Annotated in this window: 16 protein-coding genes; 4 read left to right on the top strand and 12 right to left on the bottom strand. The window is 70.8% G+C overall.

The window, feature by feature from the left end:
• Positions 1 to 276: 276 nt before the first annotated feature.
• Positions 277 to 885 (top strand): hypothetical protein, encoded by a 609-nt coding sequence (locus CQ044_RS16220; protein WP_146116811.1) that lies wholly within the window; start codon positions 277 to 279, stop codon positions 883 to 885.
• A 130-nt stretch (positions 886 to 1,015) separates the two neighbouring features.
• Here CQ044_RS16220 and CQ044_RS16215 read toward each other — a convergent pair whose 3' ends face one another.
• From CQ044_RS16215 to rsmA, 3 genes are all read right to left on the bottom strand, one after another.
• Positions 1,016 to 1,237, bottom strand: a complete 222-nt coding sequence (locus tag CQ044_RS16215) for a hypothetical protein (RefSeq protein WP_105689416.1) — start codon at positions 1,235 to 1,237, stop codon at positions 1,016 to 1,018.
• 229 nt (positions 1,238 to 1,466) lie between these two features.
• Entirely contained in the window at positions 1,467 to 1,784 is a 318-nt protein-coding gene (locus CQ044_RS16210; RefSeq protein ID WP_146116810.1) for a hypothetical protein, read from the bottom strand.
• Between the two features lie 33 nt (positions 1,785 to 1,817).
• Entirely contained in the window at positions 1,818 to 2,666 is an 849-nt protein-coding gene (gene rsmA, locus CQ044_RS16205) for a 16S rRNA (adenine(1518)-N(6)/adenine(1519)-N(6))-dimethyltransferase RsmA (RefSeq protein ID WP_105689414.1), read from the bottom strand.
• A 36-nt stretch (positions 2,667 to 2,702) separates the two neighbouring features.
• Between rsmA and CQ044_RS16200 the strand changes: the two genes are divergently transcribed.
• Positions 2,703 to 4,037: an MFS transporter gene (locus CQ044_RS16200; RefSeq protein WP_105689413.1), complete on the top strand. Its 1,335-nt coding sequence runs from the start codon at positions 2,703 to 2,705 to the stop codon at positions 4,035 to 4,037.
• On the opposite strand, the gene CQ044_RS16195 is transcribed toward CQ044_RS16200, so the two are convergent.
• From CQ044_RS16195 to rsmI, 4 genes are all read right to left on the bottom strand, one after another.
• Positions 4,019 to 4,921, bottom strand: coding sequence for a TatD family hydrolase (locus CQ044_RS16195; RefSeq protein ID WP_105689412.1), 903 nt, complete (start codon positions 4,919 to 4,921; stop codon positions 4,019 to 4,021). The genes CQ044_RS16200 and CQ044_RS16195 overlap by 19 nt on opposite strands.
• Positions 4,922 to 4,925: 4 nt before the next feature.
• Complete coding sequence (gene metG / locus CQ044_RS16190; RefSeq protein ID WP_105689411.1) at positions 4,926 to 6,521, bottom strand: methionine--tRNA ligase; 1,596 nt, start codon at positions 6,519 to 6,521, stop codon at positions 4,926 to 4,928.
• Between the two features lie 57 nt (positions 6,522 to 6,578).
• Positions 6,579 to 7,208 (bottom strand): class I SAM-dependent methyltransferase, encoded by a 630-nt coding sequence (locus tag CQ044_RS16185; protein WP_258133349.1) that lies wholly within the window; start codon positions 7,206 to 7,208, stop codon positions 6,579 to 6,581.
• A gap of 359 nt (positions 7,209 to 7,567) precedes the next feature.
• Positions 7,568 to 8,383 (bottom strand): 16S rRNA (cytidine(1402)-2'-O)-methyltransferase, encoded by an 816-nt coding sequence (rsmI, locus tag CQ044_RS16180; protein WP_105689436.1) that lies wholly within the window; start codon positions 8,381 to 8,383, stop codon positions 7,568 to 7,570.
• Positions 8,384 to 8,406: 23 nt separating this feature from the next.
• Between rsmI and CQ044_RS16175 the strand changes: the two genes are divergently transcribed.
• Complete coding sequence (locus CQ044_RS16175; RefSeq protein ID WP_105689410.1) at positions 8,407 to 9,978, top strand: dolichyl-phosphate-mannose--protein mannosyltransferase; 1,572 nt, start codon at positions 8,407 to 8,409, stop codon at positions 9,976 to 9,978.
• A gap of 1 nt (position 9,979) precedes the next feature.
• Positions 9,980 to 10,942: a magnesium transporter CorA family protein gene (locus CQ044_RS16170; protein WP_105689409.1), complete on the top strand. Its 963-nt coding sequence runs from the start codon at positions 9,980 to 9,982 to the stop codon at positions 10,940 to 10,942.
• A gap of 38 nt (positions 10,943 to 10,980) precedes the next feature.
• On the opposite strand, the gene CQ044_RS16165 is transcribed toward CQ044_RS16170, so the two are convergent.
• The 5 genes from CQ044_RS16165 to CQ044_RS16145 form a co-directional block, all read right to left on the bottom strand.
• Complete coding sequence (locus tag CQ044_RS16165; protein WP_105689408.1) at positions 10,981 to 11,454, bottom strand: Lrp/AsnC family transcriptional regulator; 474 nt, start codon at positions 11,452 to 11,454, stop codon at positions 10,981 to 10,983.
• A 2-nt stretch (positions 11,455 to 11,456) separates the two neighbouring features.
• A complete protein-coding gene (locus tag CQ044_RS16160) occupies positions 11,457 to 12,872 on the bottom strand; it encodes an amino acid permease (RefSeq protein WP_105689407.1) in 1,416 nt (471 codons plus the stop codon).
• Positions 12,869 to 14,032: a histidinol-phosphate transaminase gene (locus tag CQ044_RS16155; protein WP_105689435.1), complete on the bottom strand. Its 1,164-nt coding sequence runs from the start codon at positions 14,030 to 14,032 to the stop codon at positions 12,869 to 12,871. The genes CQ044_RS16160 and CQ044_RS16155 overlap by 4 nt, the downstream gene beginning before the upstream one ends.
• 213 nt (positions 14,033 to 14,245) lie before the next feature.
• Complete coding sequence (locus CQ044_RS16150) at positions 14,246 to 16,015, bottom strand: thioredoxin domain-containing protein (protein WP_105689406.1); 1,770 nt, start codon at positions 16,013 to 16,015, stop codon at positions 14,246 to 14,248.
• A gap of 33 nt (positions 16,016 to 16,048) precedes the next feature.
• Positions 16,049 to 16,885 (bottom strand): aldo/keto reductase, encoded by an 837-nt coding sequence (locus CQ044_RS16145; protein ID WP_105689405.1) that lies wholly within the window; start codon positions 16,883 to 16,885, stop codon positions 16,049 to 16,051.
• Positions 16,886 to 16,948 lie beyond the last annotated feature (63 nt).

The following is a 16,948-nucleotide window of genomic DNA, read 5'->3' as shown; positions in this document are numbered from 1 at the left end:
CCCGTTCGGCGCATGTCCGCTGCGCGGGCCGCGCCTCGTGACTCTGCAGTGGCCGTGGCGCTGCTCGCCGAGTCACCTCAGGCTCGCTAAGATGATCCGCCAACCGCGGACCGAGCCCGATCCGCGTCCGATCACGCTCGCCCGAGTGCGGATCCATACCCGGCCAATGCACTCGCCCGAGCGTGCGGCGACAGGATCGTCATGCACTGGCACCGACGCGTACCGTTCGTCCTGACAGCGGCTGGCGTGCTCTGCGCGAGCATCTCCGCCGCTGCTTTGACGACCCCCGACTCCCTCTGGTGGCTGTCCTGCTTCAGCCGACTGGGCGCGACGGATGATGAGTCCAGCATGTTCTTCAACGGCGGCATCGCCCTGGCGGGAGCGGTGATCAGCCTCTCCGCCGTACCCGTGATGCGCGGCCTCCGCGGTGCTTCTGCCGCGGGATTCCGGGGAACCGGTGCCGCTGCCACGCTCGTGCCGCTGCTCATCGCGACCCTCGGACTCAGCCTCATCCTGATCGGGATGCTGCCGCTCTCGTTCAATGTCTTCGCGCACGAGCGCGCAGCCAACGGAGCCCTCGCATCCTCGGCGGGATTGCTCCTCCTGCACCGCCGATACCTGCGCGGCCTGTCCCGGAACCTGGACCGCATCGCGATGGGGGCGGTCGTCGTCCTGGCCCTCGGCATGGTCGGCCTGATCGCCGGGGTGCTCACCCTCACCGTGTTCGAGGGGCTCGCGTTCGGGTCGGTCATCACCTGGCTGCACGCTCTCGAGATGCGCTCGAAGCGCCTCCCGGCCGGTCCCGTGACCCCATTCACGGCAAACTCTCAGCAATTGTTCTTGTCCCCCATTTGGGGGACAAGGCGATCCGGTGTTACTGTCTAGTCCTCAGCTGAGGAAGTCGACCGGGACTGGGGACTCGGTCGACGTGAAGGTACCTCCAGTCGAAGTGAATGTGCCCTCTCGGGAACCCGATCCCGAGAGGGCACAACTTCGACCCGGGAGACCCTGCCGATCAGGCGCCGGAGCGGCCCGCGCCTCGGATTCTGCGCCTGCGTCGTGCGAGCGCGATCCGCCGCAGGAACCAGCGACCGCGCCTCTTCGCGGTCCAGAAGACGGCGAGAGCCAGCAGGACGAGCGGAACCAGCTCCGGTGCGATGAGCATCGCGCCGAGCAGCGCCTCCAGACCCTCGAATCCGAGCAGCGCGCCCGCCGCGAGATAGATCCACACCTCCATCCGGACGGCATGGCGAAGCGCCGCCTCCGCGCACCGGTGCCGGAACCGGAGACAGCGGTAGCGGATCAGCCGAAGCAGGCGCGGGCGGACACGAGGCGGGGGCAGGACGGGCATGACGGACTCCGGGTCGACGGGCAGGCGGATATGCGCCCGCACCCGTGCATCCGGCCGCGGTCGATGACCTGTCGATCGGAGACGTCGATGACGCCCGTGAGGTCCGGCGGACCGCTCAGCCGTGCAGCGGGGAGCGCAGCGGGCTTCTCCCCGGTGACCGCGCGCCCCGCGCGCCGGCCGGTCTGAACTCCGCCCTGGTCGGTCTCTCGGATCGCGCACCCGCGTCGGGGCGCACGACCATCGGAGTGCTGCCGCCGAGGATCGCGGCCAGGATCGCCTGGATCCTGATCCGGCCGCTCGTTCCCGCGAGGACGATGCCGATGACCACTAGCCCGAGGGCGATCAGCCACACGGCCGGCATCGCGGTCAGCGACAGCGCGAGTGACACGTCCATCCGGACCATCGCCTCGTCGAGCACCGCGATCAGCATCACGATCGGCACTCTACCTGTCGGGGTCCACGGCGGTCAGGCGACCGGGGCCGCCAGCGCGATGCGGTGGTAGTCGTCGACCGTGAGGTCCTCGCCGCGTGCGGTCGGCGCGACCCCCGCGGACTCCAGCACGGCCGACGCCTCGGCGGAGCTGCCGAAGATCCCGGACAGCGCCTGGCGCAGCATCTTGCGGCGCTGATTGAACGCGGCGTCGACGATCGCGAACGTGCGGCGGCGCTCCTCCTCGGATCCGCGCGGCTGCGGATCGCGGTGGAACCCGACGAGCAGGCTGTCGACGTTCGGCACCGGCCAGAAGACCTGGCGCGACACCGTGCCGCTGAGCTTCCACGGCCCGTACCAGGCGGCCTTGACGCTGGGCGTGCCGTAGATCTTCGAGCCGGGCTTCGCCGCGAGGCGCTCTGCGACCTCCGCCTGCACCATCACGACGCCGCGCTCGAGGTAGGGGAACGTCTCGAGGAAGTGCAGCAGCACCGGCACGGACACGTTGTACGGCAGGTTGGCGACGAGCACCGTCGGCTCCCCCGGCAGCGCGGTCACGCGCATCGCGTCGGCATCGACCACGGTCAGCGCCCCTTCGGGCACGCCGCGGTCGAGGGCGGTCTGCGGCAGGCGTGCGGCGAGGCGGTGGTCGATCTCGACGGCCGTGACGCTCGCGCCCGTCTCGAGGATCGCGAGGGTGAGGGATCCGAGCCCCGGCCCGATCTCCACCACCCGCTCGGAGGGCTGCACGTCGGCGGCCTGGACGATCTTGCGCACCGTGTTCGCGTCGACGACGAAGTTCTGGCCGAGCTTCTTGGTGGGCGTCACGTCGAGTTCGGCCGCGAGCCGGCGGATGTCGGCGGCGCCGAGCAGGGAGACGGTCATCTGACCATTGTCCCCTACGGTCGATAGTCTTCTCGGATGCCCCGGATCGGTGAACTCGTCGCGCCTCGACGCATGGGCACGGACTTCCGCTGGCTGCTCGCCTCCAGCTGGACGAGCAACGTCGGCGACGGCGTCGCCCTGGCCGCCGCTCCCCTGCTGATCGCGTCGATGACCTCGTCGCCGATCCTCGTCGCGTCCGGTGCGATCCTGCAGTTCCTGCCCTGGCTGGTGTTCGGCCTGCATGCGGGCGCGATCGCCGATCGTTTCGACCGCCGCCGGCTCGTCATGGTCGCGAACGCGGCGCGTGCCGTCGTGCTGCTCGCGCTGTGCGCCTTCCTGGTCACCGGCGTGGCGAACATCTGGATCGTGCTGGCCTCGGCGTTCCTCTACGGCACCGCGGAGGTGTTCGTCGACACCGCCGGATCCACACTGCTGCCCATGCTCCTGAAGCCGGCGGACCTCGGCCTCGGCAACGCGCGCCTGCAGGCCGGGTTCCTCGTCGCGAACCAGTTCGCGGGACCCCCGCTCGGCGCGTTCCTGTTCGCCGCGGGCCATGCGTGGCCGTTCCTGCTGGAGGCCGTGTGCGTGAGCCTCGCGGTCGTGCTCATCTCGCGCATCGCCCGCACGCCGGTGCCGCCGCGCCCTTCGACAGGCTCAGGGACGGCCATGGCCGGCCCAGGGGCCGCCATGGCCGGCCCAGAGGGCGACGCGACGGGATCCGCCCCCGGCGGGGCGAAGGTGCACACCGATATCGCGGAGGGCCTGCGCTGGCTGTGGCGCAATCCACCCGTGCGGATGCTCGTGCTCATCATCCTGTTGTTCAACGTGACCTGGGCGGCGCCGTGGGGCGTGCTCGTGCTCTATGCGACGGAGCACCTGCACATGGGAGCGGTCGGCTACGGGATGCTCACGACGGCATCGGCCGCAGGCGGGCTGCTCGCGACCATGAGCTTCGGCTGGCTGGAGCGTCATGTGTCGTTCGCCGCCATGATGCGCGTCTGCCTCTCGCTCGAGGTGGTCATGCACCTGGCGTTCGCGCTGACCACGCAGGGCTGGCTGGCGCTGCTGATCATGTTCGTGTTCGGGTTCTACGCGTTCATCTGGGGAACGATCTCGACGACCGTGCGGCAGCGGCTGGTGCCGCACGAGCTGCAGGGGCGGGTGTCGTCGGTGAACTCCGTCGGCGTGTTCGGCGGCATGGTCATCGGGCAGGCGCTGGGCGGCGTGATCGCGCAGGCCTGGGGCCTCACCGCCCCATGGTGGTTCGCCTTCGCGGGTGCGGCGCTCACGCTGCTGTTCGTCTGGCGCCCGATCTCGCAGATCGTCTCCGCGCGTCCCGTGCTCGACGAGGTTCAGGCGAACGAGCCGTAGACCTCGAGCGTGTTCGCGGCGATCTGCGCGCTGAGCTCGTCGACGTCGAGGCCGAGCTCGGCGGCCATGAAGCGCAGCGTGATCGGGATCAGATAGGGCGCGTTCGGACGCCCGCGCAGCGGCACCGGCGTCAGGAACGGAGCATCCGTCTCGATGAGGATCCGCTCCCGCGGCGTCACCGCGAGCGCGTCGCGCAGGTTCTGGGCGTTCTTGAACGTCACGTTGCCCGCGAACGAGAGGTAGTACCCCGCGTCGGCGCAGATCCGAGCCATCGCCTCGTCGCCCGAGAAGCAGTGGAACACCGTGCGGTCGGGGGCGCCGATGCGGAGCAGCGTCTCCAGCACGTCGTCGTGGGCGTCCCGGTCGTGGATCTGCATCGCGATGCCGTGCTTCTTCGCGAGTGCGATGTGCGCCTCGAAGGACGTGTGCTGGGCGGCGCGTCCTGGTTCCTCCGTGCGGAAGTAGTCCAGCCCGGTCTCGCCGATCGCCCTGGTGCGCGGGCGCGCGGCGAGCTCGTCGATCACCGCGATCGCCTCATCCAGGCGTCCCGCCTCGGCGTACGTCGGGGCGTCGTTCGGATGGATCGCGACCGCGGCGAGCACGCGCGGATCCGACTCGGCCGCGTCGACGGCCCAGCGCGAGGACTCGACGTCGCCCGAGGCCTGCACGACACCGGCGATCCCGACGGCCTGCGCCCTGTCCAGCTGCTCCTCGAGCGACAGCCCCACGGTCCCTGAGCCTGTCGAAGGGCCATCGGAGATCTCGAGATGGCAGTGGTTGTCGTACACCGGCACCGCGAGCGGCTCGGGCGCCGCGGGGTAGCGCAGGTCCTTGCGCCCCTCCGTCGCCCGCTCGCGCACGTAGGTGTCCGGCGTCTCGGTCATGCGGTCAGGCCGTGGCCTCGATACGCGGGAACAGCGGTGCGAGCGCCTGCACGACGGTGCCCGCAGGAAGCTGACCCCAGCGCCCGGCGTCGCGCAGCGGCTGCGCGGTGAGCGCGCCGAGGCCGCCCTCCGCCCCGAGCGCGCCCCAGAGCTTCGCCGTCGACTGCGGCATCACCGGCGACAGCAGCACGGCGAGCGCGCGCAGACCCTCGGCACAGGTGTACAGCACGGTGCCGAGGCGCTCGCGCTGCTCCTCGTCCTTGGCCAGCGCCCAGGGCTCGTTCTCGGTGATGTAGCCGTTGAGCGCATCGACGATCGTCCACACGTCGGCGATCGCCTCGTCGATGCGGAACCGCTCGACGGCGGCGTCGGCACCGGCCGCGGCCTTCGCGACGAGCTGCTGGATCGCGAGGTCCTGCGCGGTGTACTCCCCCGCCGACGGCACGACGCCGTCGAAGTAGCGCTCGATCATCGCGATCGTGCGCGAGGCGAGATTGCCGAAGCCGTTCGCGAGTTCGGCCTGGTAGCGCGCCGACAGGTCCTCCCAGGAGAAGGATCCGTCCTGGCCGAAGGCGATCGCGGAGAGGAAGTAGAACCGGTATGCGTCGGATCCGAAGACGTCAGTGATCTCGGACGGCGCGATGCCGGTGAGCTTCGACTTCGACATCTTCTCGCCGCCGACGAGCAGCCAGCCGTGCGCGAACACGCCCTTCGGGACCTCGAGACCCGCAGCCATGAGCATGGCCGGCCAGATGACGGCGTGGAAGCGCAGGATGTCCTTGCCCACGACGTGGTACGCGGGCCAGCGGCGCTCGAACGTGGTCCCTGAGCCTGTCGAAGGGTCGTCGGATCCGTACCCGACCGCGGTGACGTAGTTCAGCAGTGCATCGACCCACACGTAGATGACGTGCGAGGTGTCCCACGGCAGCGGGATGCCCCAGTCGAACGTGGAGCGCGAGATGGAGAGGTCCTTGAGCCCCTGCGAGACGAACGAGACGACCTCGTTGCGCGCCGAGTCCGGGCGCACGAAGTCGGGCTCCGTCTTGTACAGCTCGAGCAGGCGGTCCTGGAACTCGCTGAGCTTGAAGAAGTAGTTCTTCTCCTGCAGCAGTTCGAGCGGCTTGGAGTGGATCGCGCAGACCTTGAGGCCCTCGAAGGGGCCCGTGCCGTCGACGATCTCGGACTCGGGCTTGAACTCCTCGCAGCCCACGCAGTACAGCGCCTCGTACTCGCCGGCGTAGATGTAGCCCGCGTCGTAGAGCTTCTGGAAGAACACCTGCACGTTGGTCTCGTGCCGTTCCTGCGTGGTGCGGATGAAGTCGTCGTTGGCGACGTCGAGGGTCGTCAGCAGCGGGAACCAGCTCTCGCTGACGAGCTTGTCCACCCACTCCTGCGGAGTCACGCCGTTCGCGGCCGCCGCGCGCAGCATCTTCTGACCGTGCTCGTCGGTGCCGGTGAGCATCCAGGTGTCGTCACCCGACTGGCGGTGCCAGCGCGCGAGGGTGTCCACGGCGACGCTGGTGTAGCCGTGCCCGATGTGGGGCACGTCCGACGGGTAGTAGATCGGCGTGGTGATGTAGAAGGACTCGCCTGCGGGCATGCGTTCGATTCTAGGCGGGATGCGGGACCCGGTTCGGACGATGACGACGGGGGCGCATCAGCGACGCTCCGCCTCGAGTGCGCCGTGCGGGCGGACGCTGCCCGCGGCGCCGGGTTCGCGCTCGCGGCGCTCCGAGCCGATCACACGCAGCCCCGCGCTCTCGAGCAGCGGAGTCAGGGCCTCGGCCGACCAGTAGTACGCCGGGGCGACGGCGTGCGCGAACCGCTCCCGCGGCTCGCCGTCGAAGAACCCGATCAGGGTCCGGCCGCCGACCGCGAGCACCCGCGCGAGCTCGGCGAAGACCTCGGCCAGCTCGGCCGGCGGCACGTGGATGAGCGAATACCAGGCGAGCACTCCCCCGAAGGATCCGTCGGGGAACGGCAGGTCGCGCATCGACGCGGACTCGAACCGCACGGTGGGATGCTGCGCTCGCGCGGCGGCGAGGAACACCGCCGAAACGTCCACGCCGACGACCTCGCGACCTGGCGAGCCGGGATCCGGGTTCGCCAGGAACGCCGTCCACAGCCCGGGGCCGCACCCCGCGTCGAGCAGCGCGCCCGTCGTCTCGCCACGCCACCGGCCGATGCGGGCGACGTCGTCGCGCTCCATCTGTTCGACGCTCCCGATCAGCGCGACGTACTCCGCCGCGCGCGCGTCGTACGCCGCCGCCACCTCGTCGTCATCCACGTCGAGAATCCTGCCCGAGCACGTGCGCGTGCGTCACCTTCGCCACTCCGTCGCCGCCGAACCCGACGCGCTCGCTCGCCCGCCCGGGCCCGAGTGCACCGGATCCTGCCGACTGCACGGGAACTCCGCGCCGACAACCCGTGCACCCGGCAACAACCCGCGGCCTGGCCTCGCCTGCGCCCAACCTCACGCCACGTCTGCGTCAAGAACCCGTGCCCTCAGCGGGCGCAGCTCGAGCGCACCGGATCCTGTCGAGTGCACGGGAGCTTCGCGGCAACACCCCGTGCACCCGGCAGCAACCCGCACACTCGGCGCTCGCGGAACCGCGGGCGCGCGCGGAACCCCGGGGTGCGTCGCCCTCAGCGCGCGGCGAGCGCCGCCTGGTACAGGTCGCGGGAGCCGAGGCCCGTGGCTGCGGCGACTTCGGAGCACGCCTCCTTGAGGCGCACGCCCGAGGCGACGAGCGCCTGCACCTGGGCCAGGGCGTCCTCGGGAGAGACGGCACGGGGTTCGGCGCCCGAGACGACAACGACGATCTCGCCCTTGACGCCCTGCTCCGCCCAGGCGGCGAGCTCGGCCGCGCCGCCCCGGCGCACCTCCTCGTAGAACTTGGTGAGCTCGCGGCACACCGCCACCCGCCGAGAAGCGCCGAACGCCGTGGCCATGCCCCCCAGGGTCGCGGCCAGGCGCGACGGCGACTCGAAGAACACCATGGTGCGGGGCTCCGTCGCGAGCGCGTTCAACGCCGAGCGGCGCTCCCCCGGCTTGCGCGGCAGGAAGCCCTCGAACGTGAAGCGGTCGGTGGGCAGCCCCGACACGGCGAGCGCCGTGACGACCGCGCTCGGGCCGGGGATGACGGTCACCGTGACACCGCGCTCGGCGGCCGCCGCGACGAGACCGTATCCGGGATCGCTCACCGTGGGCATTCCCGCGTCGCTGAGCACCACGAGGTCTTCGGTCTCGGCGGCCTCGGCCAGCTCCGCCGCCTTGGCCTTCTCGTTGTGGTCGTGCAGCGCGATGAGCCGGGGCCGGTTGGCGATGCCGAGGCCCTGCAGCAGCCGCTGGGTCGTGCGGGTGTCCTCCGCCGCGATGATGGTGGCGTTCTCCAGCACCTCGATGAGGCGGCGGGACGCGTCGCCCAGATTTCCGATCGGAGTGGCCGCGAGGATGATCACCCGCCCCAGCATAGGCTGAGCGGGTGACCGCGCCTCTGCTGCCCGGCCTCGACGCTCGCATCGACGGCCGCCCCACCGCCTGGGAGCGACTGCGGGACGCCTGGCTCGGGGATCCGGCCCGGCTCCGGCTCGTGTCCTGGCTCGCGCCGACCCTCATCACCCTCCTCGCCGCCGTGCTGCGCATCGTGGGGCTCGGGCATCCGCACACGATCGTGTTCGACGAGACCTATTACGTCAAGGACGCCTGGTCGCTGTGGGTGCAGGGGTACGAAGGATCCTGGCGCACCGGCGCGAACGAGATGTTCGCGAAGGGCGACACGAGCGCGCTCGAGGACACCGCGTCATTCGTCGTGCACCCGCCCCTCGGCAAGTGGCTGATCGCGCTCGGCATCGCCGCGTTCGGCCCCGGATCCAGCTTCGGCTGGCGCATCTCGACGGCGGTCATCGGCACGCTCACCGTGCTCGTCGTCTACCTGCTCGCCAAGGCCCTCACCCGCTCGGTCACGGTCGCCAGCATCGCCGGCCTGCTCATGGCCATCGACGGCCTCGGCATCGTCCTGAGCCGGATCGGGCTGTTGGACGGGATCCTCACCTTCTTCATCATGCTCGGGATCCTGTTCCTCGTGTACGACGGGCGGCAGACGATGCCACGGCTCGAGGACCGCGCCTCGCATGAGCGCGGCGATGACCCGACGCTGTGGGGTCGCGTGTTCTGGCGCCGCCCGTGGGTGCTTGCCGCGGGCGTGGCCCTGGGAGCCGCGACCTCGGTGAAGTGGTCGGGCGGGTACGTGCTCGCCGCCGCCGGGATCTACCTCGTCGTCACCGACGCCCTCGCCCGCCGTCGCGCGGGTGTCGCCCTGTGGCCCACCGACGCCGTGATCCGACAGGGCCTCGCGAGCTTCGTACTGCTCGTGCCGGTCGCCGCGGCCGTGTACGTCGCCTCGTGGAGCGGCTGGTTCCTCACCACGGGCGGCTACGACCGCCAGATCACCGACAACGTGCTCACCTCGTGGTTCAAATACCACTCCGACATCCTGGCGTTCCATGTCGGGCTGACCTCCTCGCACCCCTATGCGAGCCCGGCGTGGCAGTGGCCGCTGCTGATCCGGCCCACCGCGTTCTGGGTCGGCGGTCAGGATGCGCCCTGCTTCGGCACGGATCACTGCATCGGCACGATCACGTCGATCCCGAACCCGCTGATCTGGTACCTGGGCGTCGCCGCCGCGGTCTACTTGCTCGTGCGGTTCGTGCGCGGACTCGTGCTGCGCGCACCCATGCCGTGGAGCTACGCGATCCCCCTGGTGGGACTCGCGGCGACGTACCTGCCCTGGCTCGCGTTCCCCGAGCGCACGATCTTCCAGTTCTACACGGTCGTGATGGCCCCCTTCCTGATCCTCGCGCTCGCCCTCGCGCTCCGCGACATCGCCGGGCGACGGAGCGATCCGAGACACCGCAGGCAGTCCGGGCAGCGCACCGTGGTGGTCATCCTGGTGCTGATCGTGCTGCTGAGCGCGTTCTTCTACCCGCTGTGGATCGGCCTGCCCGTGCCCTGGTGGTTCTGGCAGGCGCACAACTGGATGATCACCTGGATCTGACGTGCGCATCCTCGACTCCATCGACGAATCCCTGGTCGCACAGCTGCGCGGGCAGGGCGAGTTCTTCTGGCTCGATCTGACGTCCCCCTCCGCGGAAGACGTGCAGCGGCTCGGCACCCTGCTCGGCTGGCATCCGCTCTCGATCGAGGACACTCAGCGCATGGGGCAGCGCCCCAAGCTCGACGTGTACGGCGAGGGGGCGCTCCTCGTGCTGCAGGGCGCGGTCGAACTGCACCCCGAGGACGAGAACGACCACCCTCTGGAGGAGGTGCACTGTCACCTCAGCGGCGAGTTCATCGTCACCGTGCACTCCGAGCGCTTCCAGGATCTGCGCCAGGTGCGCGCGCTGCTGCAGAACTCCACCGCACCCAAGACCGAGCGCTACTACGTCTACAAGATCATCGACGTGATCGTGGACAGCTACTTCCCGATCCTCAGCGACCTCGACGAGGAGATCAACAGCCTCGAGGACGCGATCGTCGCCGGCGGCGGCCGCAAGGAGCTGCAGCAGACGTTCGGCCTCAAGCGCCTGCTGCTGAAGCTGCGGAGGGCCGTCGTCCCGATGCGGGACCTGTTCGCCCGGCAGGCCGAGATCATCACGGACCTGGCAGGCCTGGAGGCCGACAGTCACGACTACTTCCGCGACATCTACGACCACCTCATCCGGATCACGGACGAGATCGACGGCTATCACGAGATGGTCTCCGGGTGCACCGACCTCTATCTCTCCACGGTCGCGAACCGGCAGGGCGAGACGTCGAAGCAGCTGGCGATCATCGCGTCGATCTTCCTGCCGCTGAGCTTCCTCACGGGCTTCTTCGGCATGAACTTCGACTTCGCGGTGACGCACGTCTTCACCGGGCTCTGGTCGTTCCTCCTGCTCGGGCTCGGCTCCATGGCGCTGTCGGCCGGCCTGATGTGGTGGTGGTTCCGCCACAAGGGCTGGACCGGGAACGACGAATAGGCCGGCGCCTGCCGAAGCCGGGGCAGCGCCACGAGGGCTCAGCCTCGGGCCGCATGCTCCACGAGCGGCAGCACGCGCCCGCTGAGGTGCGTGCGCATCGCGATCGAGCTTGCGGTGCGGGCGACGCCGGGCACCAGGGCGATGCGGTCGAGCACCTCCTGCAGCTGCTCGGCGCTGTGCGCGACCAGGCGCAGCTGCATGTCGCTCGCCCCGGTGACCGTGTACATGTCGACGACCTCGGGGATCGCCGATGCCAGCGCCTCTGCGACCTCGTCGTGGCCGACCTTCTGGTCGATCTCCACCTGGCAGAACGCGGTGAGCGCGTATCCGAACCCTCGCGGGTCGATGCGGGGCACGATGCCCTCGATCACGCCGTTCTCGTGCAGCCGTGCGAGACGGCTGGTGACGGTGCCGCGGGCCACGCCGAGCCGCCGCGCGCATTCCAGCACGGGCAGCTGCGGCGTGTCCGTGAGCAGCCGGATCAGGGCCGCGTCGAGGGCATCGATGCGCATCGTCAGCTCCGGAACACCTCGTCGGCGGAGTCCTTGACCACCCCGGGGCGCGACAGCCCGCGGGTGAGGCGCGCCACGACGAGGAGCAGCACGGTGAGCCCGATCGTGAGCAGCAGCTGCGTGCGCGCGTTGGCGTCGAACATCGTGAGCACGATGACGGCGGCCAGCAGCACGAGCGTGACGATCGAGAGCCACGGGAAGCCCCACATGCGCATCGGCAGCGGCGTCCCCTCGGCGTCGGCGCGCCGGCGCAGGATGAACTGCGCGAGCGCGGTGGCCGTCCACATGATCAGCAGGGTGGATCCGACCACGTTCAGCAGCGCGGGCAGCACCTGGTTCGGGAACATCCAGTTCAGGATCACCGTGACGAACCCGAACGCGACCGAACTCAGGACGGCCACGCGGGGCACGCCGGCGGCGCTCGTGCGGGTGAGCGCGAGCGGGGCGAGTCCGCGCTCGCCGAGCGAGAACGCCATGCGCGAGGCGCCGTAGATGTTGGCGTTCATGGCCGACAGCAGCGCCACGATGACGATGAGGTCCATGACCAGCCCCACGCCGGGGATCTTCAGGGTGTCCAGCACGGCGGAGAAGGGCCCGGCCCGCACCGACTCGGAGTTCCACGGCAGCACGGCGACGATCACGAAGATGGATCCGACGTAGAACACGAGGATCCGCACCATCACCTGACGCACGATCCGGCTGATGTTGCGCGACGGGTCGTCCGACTCGGCCGCCGCGATCGCGACGACCTCGGTGCCGCCGAACGCGAAGACGACGATCAGCAGGGCCCCTGCGATGCCGGCGATCCCGTTGGGCATGAAGCCGCCCTGGTCGACCAGGTTGCCGATTCCGGTGGCGGGGGTGCCGGGGATCAGGCCGACGATCGCGAGCACGCCGACCACGAGGAACGCGATGATCGCGGCGACCTTGATCGCGGCGAACCAGAACTCGAAGCGGCCGTAGTTGCGCACGCCCAGCAGGTTCACGACGGTGAGGGCGAGCACGAACAGCAGCACCCAGGCCCATTCCGGGAGTCCGGGGAAGCGGTGCGCGACGATGCCGGCGGCTCCGGTGGCCTCGGCGGCGATCACGACGACGAGCTGGATCCAGTACAGCCAGCCGACCGCGCTGCCGACGCTGCGGCCCATGGCTTTCTGCGCGTAGGAGCTGAAAGCGCCCGAGGAGGGGTTGGCGGCCACCATCTCGGCGAGCATCGCCATGACGAGCACGACGATCGTGCCGGCCACGAGATAGGACACGATCACGGCGGGACCCGCGATGCCGATCGCCTGACCGGAGCCGACGAAGAGACCCGCGCCGATCGCGCCGCCGAGCCCCATCATGGAGATCTGCCGGCGGGTGAGCCCGGGATGCAGGCCCTTCGTGGTGGTCGTGGTCAGGGGCACTTCGGTGGTCATGCGGTCGCCTCCTCGCGAACGGCAGCGGTGGGGTGAGCGGAGCTCGGGATCGTGCCGGCGGCGAGGGCCGCCGCGACGCGGTCGATGTCCTCGGCGGATCCGGCGGAGATGCGAACGCCCTCGCCCGGGAAGGTGCGGGCGACGACGGCGCCGTCGTGCAGGAGCTCGTCGAACTCGACGGAGCGCTCCCCCGCCGGAACCCAGACGAAGTTGGCCTCGGAGGGCACGGCGGGCCAGCCCGCCTCGACGAGCACGTCGTGCAGGCGGTCGCGCTGCACGGTCACCTCGGCGATGCGCACGGCGAGCTCGTCCTGCGCGTCGAGGGAGGCGACCGCGGCCGCCTGCGCCAGGTCGGTGACGCCGAAGGGCACGGCGACCTTGCGCTGGGCGGTGGCGATCTCGGCAGGGGCGATGGCGTAGCCGATGCGCAGGCCCGCGAGCCCGTAGGCCTTGGAGAACGTGTGCAGCACGGCCACGTGCGGGTAGCGGCGGAACAGCTCGATGCCCGCGCCGCGCTCGGGGTCGGTCGCGCCGGGCGCTTGGGCGAAGTAGGGCGAACCGTCGAAGTGCACGTACGCCTCGTCGATCACGACCAGCACATCGCGCGGCACGGCGGCCACGAAGCGCTCGAGCTCCTCCGGCCCGACGACCGTGCCGGTGGGGTTGTTCGGGTTGCACACGAAGATCAGGCGGGTGCGCTCGGTGATGGCGGCGAGCATCGCGTCGAGGTCGTGCCGGTGCTCGGCGTCGAGCGGCACCATCACCGGGGTCGCTCCCGCGATGCGCACGAGCGACGGGTAGGCCTCGAAGGAGCGCCAGGCGAACATGACCTCGTCGCCCTCGCCCGCCATCGCGTGGATGAGTTGCGAGGCGAGTTCGACGGATCCGGCGCCGACCGTGACGAGCGACGGGTCCACGCCGTAGCGCTCGGCGAGGCGGCCGATGATCTCGGGTGCCGCCATCTGCGGGTAGCGGTGGATGGATCCGAGCCGGTCGGCGATCGCCGAGACCACGGATGGCAGCGGCGGGTGCGGGGACTCGTTCGAGGAGAGCTTCGAGGCGCCGTCCGGAGCGGAGCGCCCCTGCTTGTAGGCCGGCACGGCGTCCAGGCGCGCGTTGGTCGGCGGGGTGGCCGGGGGCGTGGTGACAGGGAGGGTCATCGTCGAGGCGTCCTTGCTGCGTTCGTTCGGGCCGGTGGGGAGGCGCGTCGGGCGGCAGGGCCGGAGCGGCGACGTCGCCGGGGATCCGGCCACTGTATCCGCGGCCCGGATCGCTGGACAAACGGATCAGCGACGTCTGCGCATGTCGCACAGCCTGCCGAGCATCTGCGCACTCTGCCTGGTCAGAATGTACAGCAGGCGCGGATTCGACGGTCAGCGTGCGACGGAGACGAGCGCGGGATCCGAGACCGGCAGCAGGCAGATGAAGCCCCGGCAGTCGTGCACGACCCCGTCGGCCCTGTCGCGTTCCTCGAACAGCGTGAAGCCCGCGTCGGCGAAGGCCCGCACCTGCTCCGGATTCAGCACTGCGGTGAGGTCGGCGTCGGCGGCGCGCGCGGCGATCGCGAGCGCTCCGTGCGGCTCCGAGGTCACGGCGACGATCTGCCGCGGCGCGCGGGCGAGCCCCGCCGCGGCCCGCAGCAGCGCACCGGATCCGAACGGGTGGCGCAGCGCCTGGCCTGTGCGCGCGGCGACGAGGGCGGCGGCCCGCTCGCGGTGCTCCTCCCCCGCCCCGAGCCGCCACGCGGTGAGTTCGGCGGCCGCGCGTGCGGACGCACCGGAGGGAAGGTCGCCGTCGCCGCCGTCCGCGGCCCCGGGGATCGCGTAGGCGGCGAGCACCGGGTCGGCCTCCGCATCCGCGGCGAGCACCTCGAGCGCCCGCGTCGCCCAGCGCGCATCCCCCGCGGCAAGGGCGAGGGCGAACAGCCCGTCCGCGAGCAGTCCGAGGTCGGCGTCCGTCGCGACGGCGGCTGAGGGCGCACCGTCCAGCGACGTGCGCACGAGGCGCCCTGCCGCATCGCGGTTCACGGCCAGCACGGTCTCGGCGGCACGGACCGCGGCGTCGATCCAGGCCCGCTCGCCGAGCACCGCGCCGGCGCGCGCGAGGGCGCCGATCGCGAGCCCGTTCCAACCCGTGATGACCTTGCCGTCGACGGCCGGCGGCTGCAGCCCGGCCCGCGCGGCCACCGGGCGGCGGTAGTAGCCGCCCTCGCTGCGCTGCCCGTCGATCACGGACTCGGAGTCCTGCGCGGCGCCGAACCCGCCATCCGTGCGCTGCAGCACGGTGATCAGGAACTGCGCGATGCCGCGCGCCACGTCAGGGCGCTCCGCATCGATCGCCACGTCCAGCAGCTGCGCGTTGTCGATCAGCATGCGCTCGTAGTGCGGCACGGACCAGTCCTGCTGCGTGGCGTAGCGGAAGAAGCCGCCGTCCTCGTCGCGCAGCTCGGACGCGGCCATCGCGTCGAGTGCCCGCGCCACGACGTCGGTGCGCCCTTCCGTCTGCAGGAATCGCAGGGTCGTGGCGACGGGGAACTTCGGCGCGGTGCCGAAGCCGCCGTACCGCCGGTCCTCCCGGCCGACGATCTCGTCCGCGGCCGCGGCGAGCGCGGCCTCATCGGGCAGCGGCGAGGGATCCGCCGCGTCCGAGGACTCCAGGGCGTCGGCCACCGCGCCGGCGAGATCCTCGACCTCCGTGCGACGGTCGGTCCACGCTTCTCGGACAGCGGCGAGCACGGTGCCGAACGCCGGCATCTGCCCTCGCGCCACGGGCGGGAAGTACGTGCCCGCGTGGAAGGCCCGTCCGGACGGCGTCGCGAAGACGGTGAGCGGCCAGCCCAGATCGCGCGTGAACGCCGAAGCCGCCGCCATGTACGCGGCGTCGACCTCGGGATGCTCCTCCCGGTCGACCTTGATCGACACGAAGCCGCGGTTCAACCCCTCGGCGGTGGCCGGATCTTGGAACGACTCCCGCGCCATGACGTGGCACCAATGGCAGGTGGAGTACCCGACCGAGATCATCACCGGCACGTCCCTGCGGCGGGCCTCGGCGAACGCCTCCTCGCCCCAGGGATACCAGTCCACGGGGTTGTCGGCGTGCGCGCGCAGGTATGGGCTGCCGGTGCCGGCGAGGCGATTGCTCATGGCTTCACGCTACGCCGGGCGGGCTCACGAAGGTCAGTTGACCTCGTCCGGGTGCGAGGCCACGCGACCGGAGCCGTCGCCCGGATCGAGGGCCGAGATCGCTGCGAACTCGACGTCGCTCAGCGCGAAGTCGAAGACGTCGAGGTTCTCCCGCAGGCGCTCGGCGCGCACCGACTTCGGGAAGACGATGTTGCCCTTCTGCAGGTGCCAGCGCAGCACGACCTGCGCCGGGCTCTTGCCGTGCGCCGCCGCGGCGTCCGCGACGGCCGGGATGCCGAACAGGTCGTACTTGCCCTGGCCGAGCGGGCCCCAGGCCTCGATCTTCACGTCGTGATCGCGCGCCCAGGAGCCCACGTCGCGCTGCTGGTAGGCGGGGTGCAGCTCGATCTGGTCGACCGCGGGGGTGACGCCGGTCTCGGCGACGATGCGCTCCAGGTGCGGCACGAGGAAGTTCGAAACGCCGGCCGAACGGGCAAGGCCCCGGTCGCGGATCTCGACGACCTTCTCCCAGGCGTGCACGTAGTTGTCCTTGGCGGGGGTCGGCCAGTGCACGAGGTAGAGGTCGACGTGGTCGAGGCCGAGCTTCTCCAGGCTCTCCGCGATCGCCGCATCGGGGGCGTCGCCGTCGTGGCGGTCGTTCCACAGCTTGGTGGTCACGAACAGCTCGTCGCGCGGGATGCCGCTCTTCGCGATCGCCGCTCCGACGCCCGCCTCGTTGCCGTAGATCGCCGCCGTGTCGATGTGGCGGTACCCGATCTCGAGGGCTTCGCTGACCGCGCGCTCGGTGTCGACCGGATCGACTTTGAAGACTCCGTAGCCGAGCTGAGGGATCGTGTGGCCGTCGTTGAGCAGGATTCCGGGGATCGTCATGGTTCCAGCCTAGGTTCCCGCACGGGACCGCGGGCCGGCGCCTTCGTGCCGATCCGTGCGGGA

This window comes from Microbacterium sp. MYb64 (assembly GCF_002979495.1).
Classification (GTDB): domain Bacteria; phylum Actinomycetota; class Actinomycetes; order Actinomycetales; family Microbacteriaceae; genus Microbacterium; species Microbacterium azadirachtae_A.
The sequence above is the reverse complement of the archived record's forward strand: the minus strand, read 5'-3'. Positions and strand labels throughout refer to the sequence as shown.